This window comes from Pseudoalteromonas sp. M58 (assembly GCF_042604605.1).
Classification (GTDB): Bacteria; Pseudomonadota; Gammaproteobacteria; order Enterobacterales; family Alteromonadaceae; genus Pseudoalteromonas; species Pseudoalteromonas tetraodonis.
Map to the genome: position 1 here is coordinate 1789913 of NZ_CP152390.1, position 20653 is coordinate 1810565.

24 protein-coding genes and 2 tRNA genes are annotated in these 20653 nt (G+C 39.6%); 13 read left to right on the forward strand and 13 right to left on the reverse strand.

The annotated features are described in order from the left end of the window. Positions 1-16 precede the first annotated feature (16 nt). The 8 genes from nhaC to AAGD16_RS08230 all read right to left on the reverse strand — a co-directional run bounded on the left by nhaC (position 17) and on the right by AAGD16_RS08230 (position 6018). Entirely contained in the window at positions 17-1501 is a 1485-nt protein-coding gene (gene nhaC / locus AAGD16_RS08195) for a Na+/H+ antiporter NhaC (RefSeq protein WP_016900378.1), read from the reverse strand. A gap of 157 nt (positions 1502-1658) precedes the next feature. Next, on the reverse strand, positions 1659-3683 hold the full coding sequence (prc, locus tag AAGD16_RS08200; protein ID WP_377111191.1) for a carboxy terminal-processing peptidase: 2025 nt from the start codon (positions 3681-3683) through the stop codon (positions 1659-1661). 27 nt (positions 3684-3710) lie between these two features. Next, a complete protein-coding gene (proQ, locus tag AAGD16_RS08205) occupies positions 3711-4349 on the reverse strand; it encodes an RNA chaperone ProQ (RefSeq protein WP_008112041.1) in 639 nt (212 codons plus the stop codon). Positions 4350-4365: 16 nt separating this feature from the next. After that, a complete protein-coding gene (locus tag AAGD16_RS08210) occupies positions 4366-4644 on the reverse strand; it encodes a hypothetical protein (RefSeq protein ID WP_008112039.1) in 279 nt (92 codons plus the stop codon). Further along, positions 4644-5102: a GAF domain-containing protein gene (locus AAGD16_RS08215; protein ID WP_008112037.1), complete on the reverse strand. Its 459-nt coding sequence runs from the start codon at positions 5100-5102 to the stop codon at positions 4644-4646. Before AAGD16_RS08215 ends, AAGD16_RS08210 begins: the two co-directional genes overlap by 1 nt. 140 nt (positions 5103-5242) lie before the next feature. Then, entirely contained in the window at positions 5243-5611 is a 369-nt protein-coding gene (locus AAGD16_RS08220; RefSeq protein WP_096038463.1) for a hypothetical protein, read from the reverse strand. A 174-nt stretch (positions 5612-5785) separates the two neighbouring features. Then, positions 5786-5876 (reverse strand) — tRNA-Ser (locus AAGD16_RS08225). A 51-nt stretch (positions 5877-5927) separates the two neighbouring features. Continuing rightward, positions 5928-6018, reverse strand: a tRNA-Ser gene (locus AAGD16_RS08230). A 252-nt stretch (positions 6019-6270) separates the two neighbouring features. Here AAGD16_RS08230 and AAGD16_RS08235 point away from each other — a divergent pair. From AAGD16_RS08235 to AAGD16_RS08260, 6 genes are read left to right on the forward strand one after another with little or no spacing between them, the layout of a single operon-like run. Then, positions 6271-6936 (forward strand): Bax inhibitor-1/YccA family protein, encoded by a 666-nt coding sequence (locus AAGD16_RS08235; protein ID WP_096038464.1) that lies wholly within the window; start codon positions 6271-6273, stop codon positions 6934-6936. 55 nt (positions 6937-6991) lie between these two features. Further along, on the forward strand, positions 6992-7345 hold the full coding sequence (gene tusD, locus AAGD16_RS08240; RefSeq protein ID WP_036954613.1) for a sulfurtransferase complex subunit TusD: 354 nt from the start codon (positions 6992-6994) through the stop codon (positions 7343-7345). After that, positions 7342-7698 carry a sulfurtransferase complex subunit TusC gene (gene tusC / locus AAGD16_RS08245; protein WP_008112028.1) on the forward strand — a complete coding sequence of 119 codons (357 nt, stop codon included), beginning with the start codon at positions 7342-7344 and terminating at the stop codon, positions 7696-7698. Before tusD ends, tusC begins: the two co-directional genes overlap by 4 nt. Continuing rightward, positions 7695-7961 (forward strand): DsrH/TusB family sulfur metabolism protein, encoded by a 267-nt coding sequence (locus AAGD16_RS08250; protein ID WP_028835169.1) that lies wholly within the window; start codon positions 7695-7697, stop codon positions 7959-7961. Before tusC ends, AAGD16_RS08250 begins: the two co-directional genes overlap by 4 nt. A gap of 3 nt (positions 7962-7964) precedes the next feature. Beyond that, positions 7965-8294 carry a TusE/DsrC/DsvC family sulfur relay protein gene (locus AAGD16_RS08255; protein ID WP_008112024.1) on the forward strand — a complete coding sequence of 110 codons (330 nt, stop codon included), beginning with the start codon at positions 7965-7967 and terminating at the stop codon, positions 8292-8294. Then, the gene (locus AAGD16_RS08260; RefSeq protein WP_008112023.1) at positions 8294-8971 is read left to right on the forward strand and encodes an rRNA large subunit pseudouridine synthase E; all 678 of its coding nucleotides are present in this window, start codon (positions 8294-8296) and stop codon (positions 8969-8971) included. Before AAGD16_RS08255 ends, AAGD16_RS08260 begins: the two co-directional genes overlap by 1 nt. A gap of 57 nt (positions 8972-9028) precedes the next feature. Here AAGD16_RS08260 and AAGD16_RS08265 read toward each other — a convergent pair whose 3' ends face one another. Beyond that, positions 9029-10303 carry a diguanylate cyclase gene (locus AAGD16_RS08265; RefSeq protein WP_036954606.1) on the reverse strand — a complete coding sequence of 425 codons (1275 nt, stop codon included), beginning with the start codon at positions 10301-10303 and terminating at the stop codon, positions 9029-9031. 467 nt (positions 10304-10770) lie between these two features. Here AAGD16_RS08265 and mnmA point away from each other — a divergent pair, with 467 nt between their 5' ends. The 5 genes from mnmA to AAGD16_RS08290 all read left to right on the forward strand — a co-directional run bounded on the left by mnmA (position 10771) and on the right by AAGD16_RS08290 (position 15566). Further along, positions 10771-11871 carry a tRNA 2-thiouridine(34) synthase MnmA gene (gene mnmA / locus AAGD16_RS08270; RefSeq protein ID WP_377111197.1) on the forward strand — a complete coding sequence of 367 codons (1101 nt, stop codon included), beginning with the start codon at positions 10771-10773 and terminating at the stop codon, positions 11869-11871. Beyond that, entirely contained in the window at positions 11871-12473 is a 603-nt protein-coding gene (gene hflD, locus AAGD16_RS08275; RefSeq protein WP_096038467.1) for a high frequency lysogenization protein HflD, read from the forward strand. Before mnmA ends, hflD begins: the two co-directional genes overlap by 1 nt. A 31-nt stretch (positions 12474-12504) precedes the next feature. Beyond that, the gene (gene purB / locus AAGD16_RS08280; protein ID WP_377111199.1) at positions 12505-13875 is read left to right on the forward strand and encodes an adenylosuccinate lyase; all 1371 of its coding nucleotides are present in this window, start codon (positions 12505-12507) and stop codon (positions 13873-13875) included. Positions 13876-13955: 80 nt separating this feature from the next. Then, complete coding sequence (locus tag AAGD16_RS08285; RefSeq protein ID WP_377111202.1) at positions 13956-15098, forward strand: JmjC domain-containing protein; 1143 nt, start codon at positions 13956-13958, stop codon at positions 15096-15098. Between the two features lie 9 nt (positions 15099-15107). Beyond that, positions 15108-15566 carry a GNAT family N-acetyltransferase gene (locus AAGD16_RS08290; RefSeq protein ID WP_013465047.1) on the forward strand — a complete coding sequence of 153 codons (459 nt, stop codon included), beginning with the start codon at positions 15108-15110 and terminating at the stop codon, positions 15564-15566. A 33-nt stretch (positions 15567-15599) separates the two neighbouring features. Here AAGD16_RS08290 and AAGD16_RS08295 read toward each other — a convergent pair whose 3' ends face one another. Both AAGD16_RS08295 and AAGD16_RS08300 read right to left on the reverse strand, forming a co-directional pair. Continuing rightward, a complete protein-coding gene (locus tag AAGD16_RS08295) occupies positions 15600-16817 on the reverse strand; it encodes a pyridoxal phosphate-dependent aminotransferase (RefSeq protein ID WP_377111204.1) in 1218 nt (405 codons plus the stop codon). A 129-nt stretch (positions 16818-16946) separates the two neighbouring features. Continuing rightward, positions 16947-17291 carry an Hpt domain-containing protein gene (locus AAGD16_RS08300; protein WP_013465049.1) on the reverse strand — a complete coding sequence of 115 codons (345 nt, stop codon included), beginning with the start codon at positions 17289-17291 and terminating at the stop codon, positions 16947-16949. Between the two features lie 132 nt (positions 17292-17423). On the opposite strand from AAGD16_RS08300, the gene AAGD16_RS08305 reads away from it, so the two are divergent. Both AAGD16_RS08305 and AAGD16_RS08310 read left to right on the forward strand, forming a co-directional pair. After that, complete coding sequence (locus AAGD16_RS08305; RefSeq protein ID WP_368484838.1) at positions 17424-18017, forward strand: tRNA-uridine aminocarboxypropyltransferase; 594 nt, start codon at positions 17424-17426, stop codon at positions 18015-18017. A gap of 25 nt (positions 18018-18042) precedes the next feature. Beyond that, positions 18043-18828, forward strand: coding sequence for a CLCA_X family protein (locus AAGD16_RS08310; RefSeq protein ID WP_377111207.1), 786 nt, complete (start codon positions 18043-18045; stop codon positions 18826-18828). Between the two features lie 17 nt (positions 18829-18845). Here AAGD16_RS08310 and dcd read toward each other — a convergent pair whose 3' ends face one another. Next, positions 18846-19430, reverse strand: coding sequence for a dCTP deaminase (gene dcd / locus AAGD16_RS08315; RefSeq protein WP_013465052.1), 585 nt, complete (start codon positions 19428-19430; stop codon positions 18846-18848). A 2-nt stretch (positions 19431-19432) separates the two neighbouring features. Further along, entirely contained in the window at positions 19433-20509 is a 1077-nt protein-coding gene (gene apbC, locus AAGD16_RS08320) for an iron-sulfur cluster carrier protein ApbC (protein ID WP_377111209.1), read from the reverse strand. Positions 20510-20653 lie beyond the last annotated feature (144 nt).

Genomic DNA, 20653 nt, shown 5'->3' on the forward strand with positions numbered 1-20653 from the left:
AAAGGAGCTACTTAAATTAAGCCGTTTGCTTAGGCTTGATACGAAGTATCTTAATACCTAAGTAAGCATAAATAACGGCTAAGAAAGGATTTATAAGGTTGAAAAATGCATAAAGTGCATAATCAAACGGATTGATTAATAGGACACTTTGCATATACGCACCACAGGTATTCCATGGTATGAGCGGGCTGGTAATTGTGCCACCATCTTCTAGTGTGCGTGACAAATTAACCGGCTTTAACCCGCGCTTTTTATATTCTTCTTTAAACATACGCCCGGGTACAACAATAGCAATATACTGATCGGCTGCGATAATATTTGTACCAATACAGGTAGCAATAGTTGAAGCAATTAATGAACCGGTACTTTTTGCGATTTTAAGAATACTTTTAACAAATATATCAAGTAGACCCGTTTTTTCCATAATCGCACCAAACATAAGTGCCGTCATGATCAACCATGTGGTTGTTAGCATGCCTGACATGCCACCGCCACTGAGCAAAGAGTCCATTTTTTCATCACCGGTACTAATAGTAAAACCGTCAAAAAAGGTGGTCCAAACCAGTTTAAAGTAACCAACAAACTCACCTTGAGTCATATCTATTTGATTAGCAATTAAATCAGATTGAAATAACAATGCCCATACAGCCCCTATTACAGCACCAATAGAAATAGCCGGAAACGCTGGCATTTTTCTTATTGCTAAAACTAGTAACACGATTAAAGGCACCAACATTTCTAAACCAATATTAAAGTTTTGTTGAAGAATTGATGTTATTTCATCAATTTGACCCGACTCGCCTGCCGCGGTGGCATTGAAGCCCATAAATACAAAAATGATTAATGCAATCACAAAGCTTGGAACAGTTGTCCATAACATATGGTGAATGTGTTCAAATAAATCAGCACCAGCAACAGCCGGTGCTAAATTGGTTGTTTCTGACAATGGGCTAAGCTTGTCGCCAAAGTAAGCGCCTGATATAACTGCACCGGCGGTAACTGTCGGCTCTAGGCCAAGTCCAGAAGCAACGCCAAGTAATGCGACACCTATGGTCGCTGCCGTGGTCCACGAACTACCAATACTCATTGCTACAATGCCACAAATTAAACAACTCGCGGCGTAAAACCAGCTAGGGTTGATAATTTGTAAGCCGTAATAAATTAAGGTCGGAACCGTTCCTGATAATAACCAAGTTCCGATAAGTGCCCCTACCATGAGTAAAATTAAAATAGCGCTAAGAGATAAGGTAATTCCCTCAATCATTGCATCTTCTAATTTTTTCCATGTGTAGCCATTTTTTAAACCAATCAGTGCTGCAGCAAAAGTTGCAAACAGTAATGCAATTTGATTCGGGCCTGATGATGAATCATCGCCAAATAAGTACACGGCGGCACCTAACAAACAAATTAATACAGCAATTGGAATGAGTGCATCAAAAAGTGTGGCACTTTTAAGTGGTTTTTCTTCAATGGGCTTCAAAATATAGACTCCTACACACATTCGATGCATGTTGATTATTTTTATTAGCACGTACGCGCATTTATTGAGCAGTGTTGATCTAGCTCAACTTTTGGTAATCCGCGATTATAACAATTTAGCAAATTATCGATAGTAAAAAAGGCGCCTAAGCGCCTTTTTTTAACTAGCAAAGCCTTAATTAGCGCTTAGCCATACGACCGTATCTAATATAATCTTGCGTTATTAGTGCCGCTTCTTCAAGGAATGGGTCGAGCTTTTCAATCACCTCTGGTACATCGTCAAGGTTTTCTACTGGCTCTTTACCTAAACGTTTTAAACGCTCGTTAGTACGAGCTAATGCACGTGCCTCATTTTCTTCTTTTTCTTTAATACGTTTTTTCTCAACTAAAGAAATAGTTTTACGATCTTTTTCTTCGTTGTAACGGGTAATATCTTCAAACACATAATTAAATTCAGGCTCTGTTTTAATTCGCTCATCATGTTGTTTTTCAAGATGACTGATGACCGGATCTAAACGCCCTATTTGTTTATACTGTGCTTTTACTATGCTATCCCATGGCAATGCATTGTCTTGTTTGCTTTCGCCCCACTCAGCTGGGTCAATGGCAGATGGGAACGTAATATCTGGGATCACACCTTTATGCTGCGTACTGCCGCCATTTATACGGTAAAACTTAGCAATGGTGTATTGCACACTGCCTAGCGGGTTATCGTATAAATCATAAGCGCGTGCGAGGCCTTTATGCTGCTGCACAGTGCCTTTACCAAAGGTTTGTTCACCTATGATAACTGCGCGGCCATAGTCTTGCATTGCCGCTGCAAATATTTCAGATGCAGACGCGCTGTATCTATCAACAAGTACCGTCAGTGGGCCATCGTAATAGGTAATGCCATCACGGTCTTTTTGCTCTTCAATGCGATTATTTAATGTATGAATTTGTACCACTGGGCCTTGATCAAAAAACAAGCCTGACAATTGCGTCGCTTCATATAGCGAACCACCGCCATTTTGACGTAGGTCTATAATAATACCGTCAACTTTTTGCTCTTTTAATTTAGCAAGTTCTACTTTTACATCTTTAGAAAGGTTGTTGTAAAAGCCAGGGATTTCGATTACCCCTATTTTACTAGTCAGATCTGAATAGCTGGCTTCAAATACTTCTGATTTTGCTGCTCGGTCTTCCAGACGAATTTTATCACGGGTTATCTCAACTACCTTTGGCGTACCGTGAGCATCTGCACCCTTTAAATATTGTAAACGTACTTTAGTGCCTTTAGGGCCTTTTATAAGATCAACCACGTCATCTAAACGCCAACCAATAACATCAACAAACTCTTCGCCCTCTTGAGCCACACCAATAATGCGATCATCGGCTTTAATCTGCTCAGATTTGTCTGCAGGGCCTCCTGGAACTAGACTACGAATAACCGTGTAGTCTTCATCAGGCGTTAATACTGCGCCAATCCCCTCAAGCTCTAAGTCCATGTCCATTTTAAATTGTTCAGCACGACGAGGTGACAAGTATGAAGTATGCGCTTCAATACTGCGTGCTAGCGAGTTCATTACAATTTGAAATGCGTCTTCAGATTTTGACTGAACAAGGCGTTTTTCTGCGTTTTTATAGCGCTTAGTCAACACCTCTTTAATGCCTGGCCAATCTTTGCCAGTCATTTTTAAACGCAGTGCATCATATTTTACCCGTTCGCGCCAAATTTCATCAAGCTCAGCTTGGGTTGTTGCCCACGGTGCATCTTCGCGGTCATAAAAATATTCATCTTCTTCGTCAAACGTCATTTCGTTTTCAAGTAGCGACAGTGAAAATTCATAACGTTCAAAACGGCGTTTAAGGCTTAAGTTGAAAATATCAAACGTAAACCCTAACTGGCCGCTAAGAAGCGCGTTATCAAAACGGTTACGATATTGCTCAAATGAGTCTATATCGCTTTTTAAAAACACGCTTTTATTAAAATCAAGGGACTCGATGTAACGATCAAATACTTTACTCGAAAGCTCATCATTAAATCGAACGGGTGTGTAATGTGAACGAGTAAATAGATTAGCCACTCGTTTGCTGGCTGTACCGTGCTGACTTTCTTGTTTTAACAAGGGTAAGTCTTCTAATGTTACCGGCTCTACTGCAGCAAATAACGAACCTGAAAACAGCGCAGCAACTAACGGAATGAGCGTAAACTTTTTACTCATACACAACTCCTTAATTTTTTTCGCAACTTAAATAATGTATAAGCTGTCGGCTTTGGTTTTTACTTGCATACCTGTCACTAGTTCAACGTGAACATCGTCTTTGTTTACTTCAGTGATTACTGCATTAACAAGTGCTTGGCCAAGTTTAACTTTAACCTTGTTATTAACCTTGACCTCGCCTGCAGGTAAAGGTTCAACTTTTCCTGAACGCTTAGGCGCAGCGGCTTTGGCAGGTTTTGCTGCAGCTGATGGATTTTTAGCTGAATGCGCTGGCTTCTTCTTAAAAGATTTTGCATCTGAGTCTTGACGTGGGCGTTGCTGCTTTTTGCGCTTTGCCATTTTAGCACGGCTTTCTTCCAACGCTTTTTGTGCGTGGTCGATATGCTCTTGCTCAACTTTCTCGCCTTGATTTCCGTCAAGATCAATACGGAACTCAGATTTAGTAACCGCTTCAAGATAGCGCCAGTTAGATGTGTATTTTCTAAGTGCTTGGCGTACTTGTGTTTTACTAACTTTTTCAGACCCTTCAATACGCTCAGCGATATCTTTAAAGATACCTACTTTAAGCGGCTGAATGCCTTCTTTTTGTTTAAAACATTGTGGAAATTCTTGGTATAAGAACTCCAATACTTCATTAATATCTTTTAGCTTGTTTGTGGTTTCCATTTTAGAACCTATTTAATCACATCTTTTCATCAAGGGCAGAATCAACATAGTGGATGCTCCAATCAACTAACTCTTCAAAGTCAGTTTCAATCACAGCCATATCACCACGTAAATGTTCCCAAATACCATTTATAATTTCATCAATTGAATCACAGTCTAAATCATCAGGTAGACGATCCCAGGCCATGTGAATCAAATCATTGAGCGTTTCCGCTACATGTTCTTCTTCACCTTCCCAATCACCTACATCTTGAACGGCGAATAGGTAATCTTGAACATTTAGCAAATCTTTCATTACAGGCTAGCCTCTAAGCATTTTACAAGTGCTTCAAGCCCTGCTTGGTCATCAGTATCAAATCGGCCAATACTTGGGCTATCTATATCAAGTACCGCAAATACACGGCCGTTTTTCATGATAGGTACAACTATCTCAGAATTTGACGCCGCATCACAGGCTATATGACCGTCAAACGCATGCACATCTGAAATTAACTGGGTTTGCTCGGTTGCCGCAGCAGTGCCACATACCCCTTTCCCTACCGGAATACGAATACAAGCTGGATTGCCTTGAAATGGACCAAGTACCAATTCTGTCGGTGAATCCATAAAATAAAAGCCCGCCCAATTCACATCTTCTAAAGAAGTAAATAACAGCGCGCTAATATTTGCCATATTGGCAATTATGTTTGATTCACCGCCTATCAGCGATTCAGTTTGCTTAACTAATGACTGGTAAAAATCGTGCTTTTGCATACCAAACTACTTCTTATTAAACATACAGTAGCTAAAGGTACTCTTTGTCACTAAAAATTGAAACCTTTTGCGGGTAAAAAAAAGGAAATTACATGGTTTTACGACACACTTGATTAAATATTCTGCAATTAGCTTTGTACCTATTTACGCAAGCCAAATAAAAACAGTCCTGCAGCAAATCCCGACATCACACTATTGATTAAAAATATCTCGCCAGTAGTCGCACTAAGCAGATAGCTAAAAATAGCGCCACCCAGTAAGCCAAGAGTTAATACCCCAGAATAATTCACCTTAGAATACTTAAACATAAGTAAGTAGCCTGGCACCACAAACGCTGCCATTGTTAACCCTACTATGTGGGCATTAGCAATGGCCGTCATCAATAGTCCTAAAAAGATAGACACCGCGTCACCACGCATAGTCAATGCGTAATATATTCCTAGCATACTGCCGATAATAACAGGAGATAATAATGAAAGTGCGACGCTTTTAGCAAGTTGATGTTTCATAGTAAGAACCTTAAATACACAAGCATAAATCTTATTTCTTAGCATGCCCTAAGAGCTGTAGCTTATAAATAGAGACTATGGTCGTATTTTTTAACTAAATATACTTGGTTTTGAGGTTAGGTATAGCGAAAATTAGACACAAAAAAGCCCGCTAATAAGCGGGCTTTAATATAATGGTGGAGAGATAGGGATTTGAACCCTAGAGGGGCTATAAACCCCTGCCGGTTTTCAAGACCGGTGCATTCGACCACTCTGCCATCTCTCCGAAAGTGCATAAACTACAAGTAAGAGAGTACTCATAGTTATTTTAATAAGGTGGTGGAGAGATAGGGATTTGAACCCTAGAGGGGCTATAAACCCCTGCCGGTTTTCAAGACCGGTGCATTCGACCACTCTGCCATCTCTCCGCACGGCCTGAATAATAGGGAAACCCATGGGCTTTGTGAAGCTTTTTTTTCAATTATTTGTTCAAGTGATTAAAAAACAACTAATTTGTTTAAACATAAAGCAAAAAGGGCGATTCCTATACGCCGAGTGAACTTTTATTTAAATTTAGTTGTCTATTGATCTACAAAGGTTTGCCCAAACATATAAGAGTTGGTAATCTAATTTTAGTTAAATTACAGGAACTACTTAGTTTCACTTACAGGAGCTCTACAATGGCATTTAATCAATCGTACAATACTGCAAAGCCGGTAATGTCGACCATTGAAACAAACAAAGTGCTTAAAAACACTTATTTTCTACTTGCAATGACACTTGCATTTAGTGCCGTCACCGCCGGCATTTCAATGGCACTGCAATTACCTTATTTCATGGGACTAGTGTTCACTCTGGTTTCGTTTGGCCTTCTTTTTGTTGTAAACAAAAAAGCCGACACAGCATCTGGTGTATTTTGGGTGTTTGCGTTTACAGGATTTATGGGAGCTGGTTTAGGCCCACTCCTTAATCACTATGCACAATTACCTAATGGCCCTATGCTAATTATGCAAGCGCTAGGTTCTACGGCGTTAATCTTCTTTGGTTTATCTGCTTATGCACTTAACACTAAAAAAGATTTCTCGTTTATGGGTGGTTTTTTAACTGTGGGCTTAATTGTGGTTATCGTGGCAAGTATTGTAAATATTTTCCTAGGTAGCTCTTTAATGTTTATGGTACTAAACGCAGCTGTGGTATTAATCATGTCTGGCCTAATTTTGTTCGATACGAGCAGAATCATCAATGGCGGCGAAACGAATTATATCCGCGCAACGGTTTCTTTATACCTGAGCGTTTATAACTTATTTACGTCTTTACTTGCGTTACTTGGCGCAAATAATGACTAATTAAATAGTTCTGTTAAAATAGCCCCTTTATTGGGGCTTTTTTATTGGAATAGTTTTGGCACGCTTTGTACTTTCTTTACATACTCCACCATCGGATCACGATACCACACAGCGAATTGTTAAATTTGCTCACGCCTGTTTAGCACAAGGGCATAGTGTTGATGCAATATTTTTATACCAAGATGGTATCTATCATGCTTCAACGCATTTTGAACTTGCCTCAGATGAGCTCAATTTATCCTCACTTTGGCAGCAGCTAGCCGACAAAAATATTAATTTAATGCTGTGCGTTACCGCAGCTGAAAAGCGTGGCTTAGATATGCAAAATACTGGTGTATTCGCTGTAGCAGGCCTCGCTGAATTTGCTATGTTAGCCAGTGAAGCAGATAAATGGATACAATTTAAATGATTAATGTACTCGTTATTAGTCAATCAAGTCCATTTGATGACATGCATATTCGCGATGCACTCGATATGACGCTTATTTTTGCCGCAGTTGATCAAAATATAAGTTGGTTGTTTAGCGGTCCTGCGGTGTTAGCTCTTAAAAAAAATCAAAGCCCGAATAGTTTGGGACTTAAAGATTTTTTTAAAAATATTAAAACCCTAGAAATATATGATGTTGACAATATCTACGTGTGTGAGAAGTCACTCATTGACTACGGTTTAAGTAAAAATGAGCTACTTATTGAAGTAAAAACCGTTAACTTTAATGCCCAAAAACAGTTAATTCAAAATCAGCAGCACGTGGTAACGCTATGAGCACTTTACATATATTTTCAAAACCGCTGAATTACTACAGTGCAAACAGTCTCGATAATCTGATTATGCTAACAGACTCGGTTTTATTAGTGGGTGATGCCTGTTTTGCTAAAGGGCAATACAGGCAATTTGCCGATTCGCTTTATATTTTAAAGGACGATGCAGCGGCGCGTGGTATCTCTTTAAATTTGAATGATAAAGCGATTAGCTATGATGAGTTCGTTACCCTAAGTTTATCATCTAAACAATCAATTACTTGGTGATTTATGCTTGAATTTAATAATCAAACAATAGACACAGATAAGCAAGGTTACCTGCTAGATCATACTGATTGGTCTAAAGAATTGGCCGATGTTATTGCACAACATGAAAGCATTATATTAACCGAACAGCATTGGGAAGTTGTTAACTTTGTGCGCGCATTTTATCTTGAATACAACACCAGTCCAGCCATTAGAATGTTAGTCAAAGCGATGGCTAAAGCGCTCGGTGAGGATAAAGGTAATAGCATGTACTTGTATAAACTTTTTCCAAAGGGACCGGCCAAACAAGCCACTAAAATTGCGGGCTTACCTAAACCTGCACGGTGTATTTAATGAAACAAAAAGCTAAAAACACGTCATCTTCAACAAGTAAACGCAATACAGGTCGTACATATTCGCGCAGTGCTGTAAAAAAGAGCCCGATAAAAAGAGCAATTAAGCCGCAGATAGCCCAAAGCGATAAAAAAGTTATTTTATTTAACAAACCTTATGATGTCCTTTGCCAATTCACAGACGAGCAAAATAGACAAACACTGGCTAATTTTATTCCTATTAAAGATGTTTATGCTGCGGGTCGCTTAGACAGAGACAGTGAAGGCTTGTTATTATTGACCAATTGCGGGAAATTACAAAATACCTTAACCGCTCCTGGTAAAAAAACCAACAAAACGTACTGGGTACAAGTTGAGGGGGTGCCTACAGAAGCATCTATTGATGCGCTCAGTCAAGGGGTCGAACTCAAAGATGGATTAACCTTACCTGCACAGGTAAAGTTAATCGATGAACCAGCGCTTTGGCCACGTACTCCCCCAGTGAGAGAACGTAAATCAATTCCAACATCTTGGTTGAGTATCACTATAAACGAGGGGAAGAACCGTCAAGTTCGACGAATGACCGCACACATTGGCCACCCAACGTTACGGTTAATTCGCTATAGTATTGGTAAATACACACTCGATGGAATTGAAACAGGTCAATATAAAATCAGTGGACCACCAACCAACAGTTAATACTTTACGTTAGCCTTTGCTTATCTGGTATTAAAAGCAAAGGTTAAACATGCTGTGTTATTCATGCCTTCCTAAGGCAATACAATTTCTGCCCTGCCTTTTTGCATAATACAGCGCACTATCCGTTGCTTTAAAGAAATCGACATGGTTAGTTTTTTCGCCATGTTTTACCGTATGAACTCCCATACTCACAGAGAGAAAGCCAGTAAAACTATCTTCATGAGCTATCGCTAAATCTTCAATAGATTTTTGTATTTGTTCTGCAATAAAGAGTGCACCTTGATTATCTGTTTGTGGGAGTAAAACAACAAACTCTTCTCCGCCATAGCGCGCTACAAAGTCCTCAGGACGACTGACTGTTTCTGCTAGTTTTTGCGCTACGCTATGTAAACACTTATCCCCTGCAATATGACCATACCTATCATTAAATTTTTTGAAATTATCTATATCAATAATGATCATAGAAAGTTGAGTATTTACTTTTATCAGTTTTTTAAATTCAGCATGTAATTTTTCGTCAAAACGGCGTCTGTTGGCAATTTTAGTCAATGAGTCTAAAAAGGCCATATCGCTGAGTATCTCTTGAGTTTTCAAACGCTCCGTCGCATCGTTAAATACAGCAATAAATTCACTTTCTACACTAATACCTGACACTTGCATTATCACTTTTGAGCCATCTTTACATACAATTTGATAGTCATTAGCAGGAATATCGTCATTATTTTTATTTGCCTGCGCTAAAGACTCACCCCACATCGTTTGAGCAGACTCTCTATAACTAGGCTCAGGATACGCGGCTTTCCACCACTGTTTTAAATTAGGGATATCATCAATTGTATAGCCAAATACATCTACAAAGCGTTGATTAAGCTTTAAAATATCGCCGGTTACCATACAAACATTACACACGGGCAAAGGCAAAATAGTAAATAATTTTGCATAATGGCTCAGCTCATGTTTTCGCATTGGATGTTCAGTTGCACTACTAACAAAACGCTGCTGTTCAACGTGTTTCATTTCAAGAGAAGCATTCATAGTGGCAACAAAATGCCATTCTAACCACCACTTTTCTAGCTGCTTTAAAATGACTTGTTGAAAGGGATTAATAAAGTCTAAAGAATGTTCAATGAGTCTAAATAGCGCTGAAATAGGGTTGGGTTCTTCAAAGCGGTAAGGACGAGGAACCCTAATGGTTTGATAAAACAGTTGGTAAGCTGATTCTTTAACGTTATGTGGTAATTGTTCTGCTACTAAGCAATCATCGCGTTGTAACTTTGTTGATAACTCAACAACGTAAGATTTTACCTTTTGTGCTTGAGAAGCATAATTCATATATTCATTCCATTGACTATATTATAAATACTTATTTGAGTGTTTATTCAATTTAAACTCATCTAAAGGTATTGCATAATCATTTGGTTGTAAAGGTTTGTTAATGAACAATAATAAATATATTCTTTGATATTCTATAAACAGTACTAACACCTTAAATAAACAACATTTACTCATCATTTATAACTTAAATGAGTGTTTATAATTTAATGGCCTGACATCTTGGACCTGTTGTTCGTTGCAAATTAAAATGTGTTCAAACAAAGGGGCTATAATAGCACGGCAAAATGTGTAATCTAATCGACTAAGTAAAAATCGACTAACAAGGAGTAAATCATCCCTAACCAACATAAAAAAAAGCAACAAAATCTATTCAATAGCCCTTCCTCTCTTTAAGCACTTACAAAATACATGCTATAATCGCGGCCTTTCCAAGTTAACAGTAATCTGTATAAGCGAAATTATTCATGAGCGAAAATAGTCACATTAAAGTCATCGTTGGTATGTCCGGCGGTGTTGATTCTTCTGTATCTGCATATTTATTAAAACAACAAGGCTACCAAGTAGAAGGCTTGTTTATGAAGAACTGGGAAGAAGATGACAATGATGAATATTGCGCTGCCGCTGAAGATTTAAAAGATGCCCAAGCTGTCTGTGACAAATTAGGTATTGAACTTCATACCGTTAACTTTGCAGCGGAATACTGGGACAACGTATTCGAATACTTTTTAGCTGAGTACAAAGCTGGTCGCACACCTAACCCAGACATCATGTGTAACAAAGAAATTAAATTTAAAGCCTTTTTAGAATTTGCGGCTCAAGCACTTGGTGCTGACTTTATAGCAACGGGCCACTACGTGCGTCGTGAGCTCAGAGATGATAAATATGTTATGTGCCGTGGCCTAGATGATAATAAAGATCAAAGCTACTTTTTGTACACATTGAGTCATGAACATATCGCGCAAACGCTGTTCCCTGTCGGAGATATTGCCAAGCCAGATGTGCGCCGTATTGCTGAAGAGCAAGATTTAATTACCCACGATAAAAAAGATAGTACTGGTATTTGTTTTATTGGTGAGCGTAAATTTAAAGATTTCTTACAAAAATTCTTACCTGCTCAACCTGGTGTTATTGAAGACACAGATGGTAACAACGTTGGTGAACATGAAGGGTTGATGTACCACACCTTAGGTCAGCGCAAAGGCTTGTTAATTGGTGGTATGAAAGAAGGCTCAGGCGAACCTTGGTATGTTGTAGACAAAGATGTTGAACGCAATGTATTGATTGTGGGCCAAGGTAAAAATCACCCTCGCCTTTACAGTAATGGCCTAAATGCCAACCAATTACACTGGGTAGATCGTGTTGGTCCTCAAGGTACTACTCGTTGCACCGTAAAAACACGCTACCGTCAAGAAGACCTAAGCTGTACCTTGTTAGTCGGTGAAGATGGTATGGCACGCGTATTATTTGATGAGCCACAAAAAGCGGTAACACCAGGACAATCTGCCGTATTTTACGCTAATGAAGTGTGTTTAGGTGGTGGTATTATTGACTCGGTGATCAAATAATGAATCAACATCAAGTCATGGCGCTTGCAGCCATGTGTCAAGTGGCTAAGCAAGTTCAGAAGGTTGCTCAATATGGTCGCGTTGATGAACAAGATTTATCGATTTTATTATCAAGTATTGTGCAAACCTCGCCAGCTTCCCCAGAAGATGTTTATCAAGGTGAACATAACTTACGTGACGGCTATAAAACATTGATGGCACAACTGAGTGCCGGTGCTCAAAAAGATGTAGAAATAGTCAAATATGTGGGTGGTTTAATGCAGTTAGAGCGTGCGCTTAGTGCTAACAGTAAAAGCCTCAATGAATTAGGTAAACGTATTGATGATATTCATCGTCGTTTAGATCATTTTGCTATTACCGATGACAGTGTTGTCGCCGGTTTAGCAGATATATACTCGTCGGTGCTAAGCCCCCTTGGGCACCGAATTCAGGTTTATGGTAAACCCGAGTTATTAAAACAGCAGCTCACGCAAAATAAAATCCGCGCATTACTTTTAGCCGGAATTCGCAGTGCAGTATTATGGCGACAAATGGGCGGCAAACGTCGTCATTTCTTTTTTGCGAAAAGAAAAATTCTCGCCATAGCTAAAACAAAAATTTAATTATCGTTCAAACTAAAATTTAGGAGTTATTATGGAGCTTTCAGCGTTAACGGCTATCTCTCCGGTTGATGGTCGCTACGGCAGCAAAACCACTGAACTACGCAGTATTTTTAGCGAATTTGGATTAATCAAATACCGCGTAACCGTTGAAGTGCGTTGGTTGCAAGCGTTAGCTGCAGCAAGCGAGATTAAAGAAGTCCCCGCTTTTAGCGACGAAGCAAATGCGCTGTTGAATGCAATTGTAGATAACTTCTGTGAAGCTGATGCTCAGCGAGTTAAAGACATCGAACGCACGACAAACCATGATGTTAAAGCCGTAGAGTATTTACTAAAAGAAAAAGTAGCTGATAATGCTGAGCTAAACGCAATTAACGAATTTATTCACTTTGCCTGTACCTCTGAAGATATTAATAACTTATCTCATGGTTTAATGTTAAGTGAAGCGCGTAACCACGTCGTTTTACCTTATTGTGATGAGTTATTAAGCGCCATTAAAGAAAAAGCAATTGAGTACAAAGCCATTCCAATGATGACTCGTACACATGGACAGCCTGCAACGCCTTCGACTATGGGTAAAGAGTTTGCAAATGTTTACATGCGTTTAAAGCGTCAACGTGACCAAATTGCACAAGTAGAAATGCTAGGTAAAGTAAACGGTGCTGTGGGTAACTACAATGCACACCTAAGTGCGTACCCTGACTACGATTGGCATACCCACGCCGATAAGTTTGTAACTAGCCTAGGTTTAACACTCAACCCGTTTACCACGCAAATTGAACCGCATGATTACATAGCAGAGCTTTTTGATGCAATTGCACGCTTTAATACCATTTTGCTCGATTTTGACCGCGACATGTGGGGCTACATTGCACTTAATCACTTTAAGCAAAAAACCATTGCCGGTGAAATTGGCTCATCAACTATGCCACACAAAGTGAACCCGATTGATTTTGAAAACTCAGAAGGTAATTTAGGCTTAGCCAATGCTATCTTTGGTCATTTAGCACAAAAACTACCTGTGTCTCGCTGGCAACGTGATTTAACTGACTCAACCGTATTACGTAACTTAGGTGTAGGTATGGGTTATGCGGTAATTGCATACCAATCAACCCTTAAAGGTGTAAGCAAACTTGAAGTAAACGAGCAACGTTTGGCAGATGAGCTTGACCAAAACTGGGAGCTGCTCGCTGAACCAATTCAAACCGTTATGCGTAAATACGGTATTGAAAAACCATATGAAAAGCTAAAAGATTTAACCCGTGGTAAACGTGTAAATCAAGAAATTATGGCTGATTTCATCGATGGTTTAGACCTTCCAGAAGCTGCAAAAATTGAAATGAAAAAACTAACGCCGGCTAACTACATTGGTCGCGCTGTTGAGTTTATTGATGATTTAGTTTAATCACTCAAATCTACTAATATAAAGCGAAAGGTACCTGCCTTTCGCTTTTTTCATTTAGGTCTTAACGTTATAGGCATTCTATGTATCAATTAAAAATAAATGAATTATCAGAGCAAGCGTTTTTAAGTCAATATTGGCAAAAAAAACCACTGTTGATCAAAGCTGGTTTTAAAGATTTTCAAGACCCACTTGATGCGAATGAACTCGCAGGCCTTGCTATGGAAGACAGCATAGAATCGCGCATTATTACTAACCACAATCAACAATGGCAATCGCATCAGGGACCATTTGACGATTTTGAAATACTCACTGATCAGCACTCGACACTACTCGTGCAAGCAGTGGATCATTGGCACCCAGAAGCTGCTCAGTTACTTGAACCTTTTCGCTTTATACCTAATTGGCGAATAGATGATTTGATGATCAGCTACTCAACCCCAGGTGGCGGTGTTGGCCCACACCTAGACCAATACGATGTATTTATTATTCAAGGTGAAGGTAAGCGCCATTGGCGGGTAGGATTACCCGACCCAACACTAAAACAATTTGCTCAAAATAAAACATTACTGCAAGTTGAAGCTTTTAGTGCAGTAATTGATTGTATTTTGGAGCCCGGTGATATTTTATATATACCACCCGGTTGTCCTCATGAAGGCTATGCGGTTGAGAATGCACTTAACTATTCAGTCGGTTTTAGAGCACCTAATCAACAAGATTTACTTTCAAGTTTTGCTGATCATATTATCGACACAGAAAGTGGCCAAAAAAGGTATACCGACCATACCCTCGCCCTACGTGATTCCAAAGGTGAGCTAACCCAAAGCGAAGTCGATAAAGTAAAAACGTTAATGCAAGCATTGCTAGAAGACGAGAGTTTATTTAAACACTGGTTAGGTAATACCCTTAGCCAACCTAAGCATGATATGGACTTAGCCCCTGAAGAAGACCCATTTAGTGTCGAACAAATACAACAACTGATTGAAAACCAAGTAACATTTGAGCGTTTAGGGGGCACACGTGCTATTTATCAATGTATGGATACAGAGCTACTTCTGAGTATCAATGGCGAAAACTACGCTTTACCCTTATCTGATTTAGAAGCGGTAAAACAGCTTACTGATTTTATTGAATTTGATAGCAGCGTGCTTAATGCAACCACACCTAGCCTAGATTTTATCGAAACTTTTACTACACTGGTTAATGAGGGTATTTGGTTTAGCTAGGAGGAGGTCATGGTTTATACGGTTGACAAAGTTGATTGGCAAAGTGAAAAAAGTCAACTGCAACATATAAGGGAGCGAGTGTTTGTATATGAGTTACATATTCCTAAACGTATTGAGTTTGATAACTTAGATGCACTCGCTCAACATATTCTGGTCACCGATAATATGCACTCACCTGTTGCCACAGGTCGATTATGTAATGATGGTTTAATTGGTAGAATCGCCGTATTGCCGCAGCATCGCAACCGCAATGTTTATAAGTCACTGCTTAATTTCATTGTTAAATTAGCAGCGGAGCAAGGTATTGAAGCAATCAGTATTAATTGTATTTTAAACGAAGTAGAACGATTCAAAAATAATGGGTTTACTGTACAAGGCCACGTCTTTATGGAAGCAGGTATCCCAAGGCAACGTATGCAGTGCCCTATTGCATGCTTTGAAACACGACCATTTACTTTAGTGCATTAACGAAAAAACGAGCCACTTGGCTCGTTTTTTTCTTTATTCTTGTCGGTAATCTTTGAAAAAACGCTGCATTTTCATCATTGCACTCGATAAATCATCTTTATTAGGTAAGAACACCAATCTAAAATGATCAGGGTCTGGCCAGTTAAAGGCGCGCCCATGTACTAACAATATTTTTTCTGCTTTTAACAAATCAAACATCATTTGTTCATCGCTTTTAATATTGAATTTAGCGGTATCCACTTTAGGGAAAGCATAAAGCGCCCCTTTAGGCTTTTTACAACTAATTCCATCAATCGCATTTAAGCCGCGCCAAGCAATATCACGTTGCACATATAAACGCCCACCGGGGTCAATTAAGCTATCAATTGACTGAACGCCACCCAATGCTTGCTGAATTGCATATTGTGCGGGCACATTGGCACAAAGACGCATTGAGGCAAGAATATCTAAGCCTTTAATTAAATCTGTCATTAATGCGGTGCGACCACTTAACACCATCCAGCCCATTCTCAGCCCAGCAGCACGGTATGTTTTAGCTAAGCCATTAAAGGTGATGATAGGGAGATCATCGCATAATGAACCAATAGAAGTATGGGTAACACCGTCGTATAGAATTTTCTCGTATATTTCATCGCTTAACAGCAAAAGCTTGTGCTCTCGAGCAATATTGATCAATTCTTCAAGTAAAGCGTCACTGTACACAGCCCCGGTTGGGTTGTTGGGATTAATCAGCACCAATGCTTTGGTTTTAGAGGTGATTTTACTTTTAATATCATCAATGTCAGGAAACCAATCTTGCTCTTCATCACACAAGTAGTGAACCGGATTACCACCTGCTAATTTTACCGAGGCAGTCCAAAGCGGATAATCTGGAGCGGGAATTAACACTTCATCATCATTATTCAACAGTGCTTGAGTAACCATTTGGATAAGCTCACTCACGCCGTTGCCAATGTAAATATTATCAACGTCTAAATTGTGTAAGCCACGCTGTTGGTAGTGCTGATAAATAGCAACACGCGCAGAATAAAGACCTTTAGAGTCACAGTATCCTTGAGCTGAATATAAATTACGAATGATATCGCGATGCATATCTTCTGGCATATCAAAGCCAAATGCGGCGGGGTTACCTATATTAAGCTTTAATACCTTTTGGCCCTCATCCTCCATTTTTTTAGCTTGCACTAAAACGGGACCTCGGATGTCATAACAGACGCCGTCTAATTTATGACTCTTTTTTATTTCTGACATTGTTACCTCTAAAGAGCAAGTTAGCCATTAGACTAACGCAGTAAAGCCGTGAATTACTAGAAAAAATTAAGCGCTTAAAACTGAAAAAAATTCACGTTAACACTCTTTTTTATTACTATTGAAACGCGTTTAGCGCCCAGCTAACCATGCATTTAGTTTTGCTTGTGAACCAGTAACTTGCGCCATTAATCCATCGGCTGCATTAACAGCCTGCTCGTCATTCCCGTTATTTAAATTATATTCAATTAAACGAGCAACTTCGGCTAAACTTGCCGCACCAAATTGAGCGGCGTTTGATTTAAGGCTATGAGAGTGGCGAATAGCAGCCTCTTTATCTTGCCCAAGCGCAGCAATTGCTTCGTTCCCCAATCGCTCAAATTCCGCACAACAAAATTCCAACGTATCTGGAAATTGTTCACCTAATAGCGATTCCATACTTTCTAAAGCGGATTCGTCAATATTGATCTCTGTCATATTCATGCCCTTCAATACGGTCCATCGATTTTCTTCTTATCTCTTACTCTATATCTAAGCACAAAAAAAACCAACTTTATTAGTGCAAAAATGTATAATTACGGCAAATGTACCAACGAAATAGTGTATTCAATGGCACGTCCTCTTTGTAAACAGTGTAACTTTTCGCTAAGCACTTGTATTTGCAGCGCAATTACCTGTGTTAATAACCAAACACAGGTTATTATTTTGCAGCACCCCAGTGAAGCAAAAGTTAGCAAAAATACGGCGCAGCTATTAGCTTTAGGTTTAACCCACTGTAAAATTATTAGAGGCGAAAATAATCAAGACTTCGCCTGTTTACAGAACCTGCCTATTGAATCGAGCGTATTACTCTACCCAAGCGAGAGCGCCGTAAAATTAGACCGACCGAATAGTAAAGAAAATCTACAAGAGATTACGCATTTAATTGTGATTGATGGTACATGGAATAAAGCCTTTAAAATTTTGCAATTAACCCCGTTATTACAACAGTTTAAAACGGTAAGCTTTAGCCATATTCCCACCAACCGTTATGCTATTCGTAAAGCCCCTAGAGCAGATAGTTTATCGACACTAGAAGCAGTAGCACATAGTTTATGGCTCATAGAAGCACTAAACCCTGCGCCCTTGTATGGTTTATTAGAGGAATTAATAAAAAAACAAACCCAACACATGCCCGCTCACGTAAAAGCACGTTACTTGTAATGTATGAGCTGAAATAAAATAACCGATGCGTAATACCACATCTCGATTAAAACGCGGATTTTCTCGCCAAGGCCCCGACTATCGTTTTGACGATCAAGTCGATTTTAGTGATATAAGAACCACTTTTGGTTTTCGTTCTATGGTGGTTGGTAAATGGGTTACTAAAGAAGAGCGCTTTATTAGTGCCAACTTAATTTATGATGCGCTGGCTGATTTAGCGCAGATTTTGCATTTACCACCCACTGCCATTGGCCTGCGTGGCAAACTTAATTTCGCTTTTGGTCACGGTGGACAAAAAGGCGTGCAAGCACATTATAATGCGTATGACCAAACCTTAGCACTGGCTAAAAATGCAGGCGGTGGCGCTTTAGCCCATGAATGGTTTCATGCTTTTGATCATCATATTAGTGAGCATTTGTTTAAATCAAAAACCCGCTTTGGTTTCGCTTCTAAGTTATGGTTATCACACTCTCCCGACTTAAGCCATCCACTTAATGATGCACTTAATCAATTTTATAAACAGGTGTTTTTAGAGCAAAGCGGTGAACATGCCAATGAATTTGTAAATAAATGCATTGCGTTTGATAAAGCGCATAATCAGCAGTATATGAGTATGCCAGAGGAGCTTGCTGCTCGGTGTTTTGAAGCCTGTATCAACGAGCATCAAACAATCAAAAACAGTTTCTTAGTCGGCGGTTTGAGTAATAATAACTTAATTTATCCTGAGCTAAAGCACACGTTACTCGCCAATGAAGCGCTTAACCATTATTTTCAACTATTAGGTTATGCGCTTCATCAACTAGAAAAATAAGCTATTGTTTAGCTTAGTTATTTATCGTCACTGATACGGCTTGCTACCGCACTATTCTGATCTTTATATTTTGCATCAATGCGGGTGTTATAAGGGCTTTCACACGGACCGGTAAGTGTTTCAAAACTCATTGCGCCAATTTTCATCATAGGTCTGAGCGCAAGCGGTAACTTACCCGAGTTATAAAACTCTAAAACAATATTACCACTCCAACCAGGATCGATTCTGTGTGCTGTAACATGCACCATTAAACCCAAACGTGCCAGCGATGAACGCCCGTCTAACCAACCAACAATGTCTGCAGGTAGGGTTACTTTTTCATAGGTTATTGCCAACGCAAGCTCGCCAGGATGTAGAAAAAACGCTTCGCCTTCAGCTAATACAATTTCGTCGCTCATGATTGATTCTAACGCTTTATTAAGCTGATCTTTTGGACCACTTAAATCAACATAAGCGGCATTATGGGCATGAAATGTTCTAAACTTATTACCTAAGCGAAGATCAGCGGTAACCCCTGAAATCATTTCACTCGTTGGCGCGGGCTCGATAACAATGCGCCCATCGTTTAAGTATTCTTTAATATGTGTATCTGAAAGTCTCATTTTTAATCTTCCGTAATCACAACGTCAATCGCGTTGTGATGTTGTTGATAGTAAAGCGTGCTGGCAATCAATCGTGCGGCCGCGCTGTAAGTTTTGCTAATAACCGCATCTGTATCATCGGCAATCAACTTACCTTGCTCAGAGGATTCTCTGATATCAATCGCAAGCGGAATATGCGAAAGCACAGGCACACCATACTTAAGGGCTAATTTTTGTGCACCGTCTTTACCAAATACATGGTTGGCCTCGCCGCAATGCCCACAAATGTAATGGCTCATATTTTCAATCAAACCGAGCACTGGCACATTTACTTTATTAAACATAGCAATACCCTTTTGCGCATCAGCAAGCGCTAAGTCTTGTGGCGTCGTGACAATCACGGTGCCACTGGCTGGCACTTTTTGGCTCATGGTTAATTGAATATCACCGGTACCTGGCGGCATATCTACAATTAAATAATCAAGTTCACCCCAATCGGTTTCATTTAAAAGTTGACTAAGCGCGCCTGAGGCCATTGGGCCGCGCCATACGGTGGCATCATCGCTGGGGACTAAAAAACCGATAGATTGCGCTTTAATACCATTGGCATCAAACGGTTGTAATTGTTTATTGTCTTTTGTAACCGGCTCACTGCCAACTAATCCTAACAACATAGGAATTGACGGACCGTAAATGTCGGCATCTAGTATACCTACTTTTGCGCCTTCATTTTTAAGCGAGCCCGCAAGATTTACAGCCGTAGTAGATTTACCCACCCCACCTTTGCCTGAGGCGACTAAAACAATATGTTTAATGGCTTTAAATTTCGCAGCCTCTTTAAGGTGAACACTAGCCGTTACGTTTACATCAATCTTTAAACGCTCAGTCAAAAATTGAGCCACATGCGGCATTTCAGATTGCGCCGCAAAAGGGAGATTGAGTTTAACCGTAATTGATTTATCAGTGTTTTGAGTGATATCAGCAATGAAATCTTGCTCAATACCCACAGCGAAAGCGGCACTGCGATAGGCCGCTAGAGCAGAAATAATCGGTTGTTTTTGCACCGATTTTGCAGAGAATAGTTTCGACAGTCCAAACATAGCAATAAAATAGCGTTTCTTTGATGAAAAGTGCCACGGAATTATGTAACATTCAGGGCATTAACACCAGTCAATTAGTAAATATCGATAAGCAGTGTGCTCTGTTATCACTTTGCTTATCGATAATGTAATAATTTTCATCTG

Bases quoted from the DNA above. Each gene is read 5' to 3' on its own strand.
- AAGD16_RS08300 (WP_013465049.1), bottom strand. From the start codon at position 17,291: ATGACAGAGATCAATATTGACGAATCCGCTTTAGAAAGTATGGAATCG.
- AAGD16_RS08295 (WP_377111204.1), bottom strand. From the start codon at position 16,817: ATGTCAGAAATAAAAAAGAGTCATAAATTAGACGGCGTCTGTTATGAC.
- AAGD16_RS08250 (WP_028835169.1), top strand. From the start codon at position 7,695: ATGAGCACTTTACATATATTTTCAAAACCGCTGAATTACTACAGTGCA.
- tusC (WP_008112028.1), top strand. From the start codon at position 7,342: ATGATTAATGTACTCGTTATTAGTCAATCAAGTCCATTTGATGACATG.
- AAGD16_RS08215 (WP_008112037.1), bottom strand. From the start codon at position 5,102: ATGCAAAAGCACGATTTTTACCAGTCATTAGTTAAGCAAACTGAATCG.
- nhaC (WP_016900378.1), bottom strand. From the start codon at position 1,501: ATGTGTGTAGGAGTCTATATTTTGAAGCCCATTGAAGAAAAACCACTT.
- dcd (WP_013465052.1), bottom strand. From the start codon at position 19,430: ATGAGACTTTCAGATACACATATTAAAGAATACTTAAACGATGGGCGC.
- purB (WP_377111199.1), top strand. From the start codon at position 12,505: ATGGAGCTTTCAGCGTTAACGGCTATCTCTCCGGTTGATGGTCGCTAC.
- proQ (WP_008112041.1), bottom strand. From the start codon at position 4,349: ATGGAAACCACAAACAAGCTAAAAGATATTAATGAAGTATTGGAGTTC.
- AAGD16_RS08260 (WP_008112023.1), top strand. From the start codon at position 8,294: ATGAAACAAAAAGCTAAAAACACGTCATCTTCAACAAGTAAACGCAAT.
- prc (WP_377111191.1), bottom strand. From the start codon at position 3,683: ATGAGTAAAAAGTTTACGCTCATTCCGTTAGTTGCTGCGCTGTTTTCA.
- AAGD16_RS08305 (WP_368484838.1), top strand. From the start codon at position 17,424: ATGGCACGTCCTCTTTGTAAACAGTGTAACTTTTCGCTAAGCACTTGT.
- apbC (WP_377111209.1), bottom strand. From the start codon at position 20,509: ATGTTTGGACTGTCGAAACTATTCTCTGCAAAATCGGTGCAAAAACAA.
- AAGD16_RS08255 (WP_008112024.1), top strand. From the start codon at position 7,965: ATGCTTGAATTTAATAATCAAACAATAGACACAGATAAGCAAGGTTAC.
- AAGD16_RS08290 (WP_013465047.1), top strand. From the start codon at position 15,108: ATGGTTTATACGGTTGACAAAGTTGATTGGCAAAGTGAAAAAAGTCAA.
- AAGD16_RS08265 (WP_036954606.1), bottom strand. From the start codon at position 10,303: ATGAATTATGCTTCTCAAGCACAAAAGGTAAAATCTTACGTTGTTGAG.
- AAGD16_RS08310 (WP_377111207.1), top strand. From the start codon at position 18,043: ATGCGTAATACCACATCTCGATTAAAACGCGGATTTTCTCGCCAAGGC.
- AAGD16_RS08235 (WP_096038464.1), top strand. From the start codon at position 6,271: ATGGCATTTAATCAATCGTACAATACTGCAAAGCCGGTAATGTCGACC.
- AAGD16_RS08210 (WP_008112039.1), bottom strand. From the start codon at position 4,644: ATGAAAGATTTGCTAAATGTTCAAGATTACCTATTCGCCGTTCAAGAT.
- AAGD16_RS08220 (WP_096038463.1), bottom strand. From the start codon at position 5,611: ATGAAACATCAACTTGCTAAAAGCGTCGCACTTTCATTATTATCTCCT.
- mnmA (WP_377111197.1), top strand. From the start codon at position 10,771: ATGAGCGAAAATAGTCACATTAAAGTCATCGTTGGTATGTCCGGCGGT.
- AAGD16_RS08285 (WP_377111202.1), top strand. From the start codon at position 13,956: ATGTATCAATTAAAAATAAATGAATTATCAGAGCAAGCGTTTTTAAGT.
- hflD (WP_096038467.1), top strand. From the start codon at position 11,871: ATGAATCAACATCAAGTCATGGCGCTTGCAGCCATGTGTCAAGTGGCT.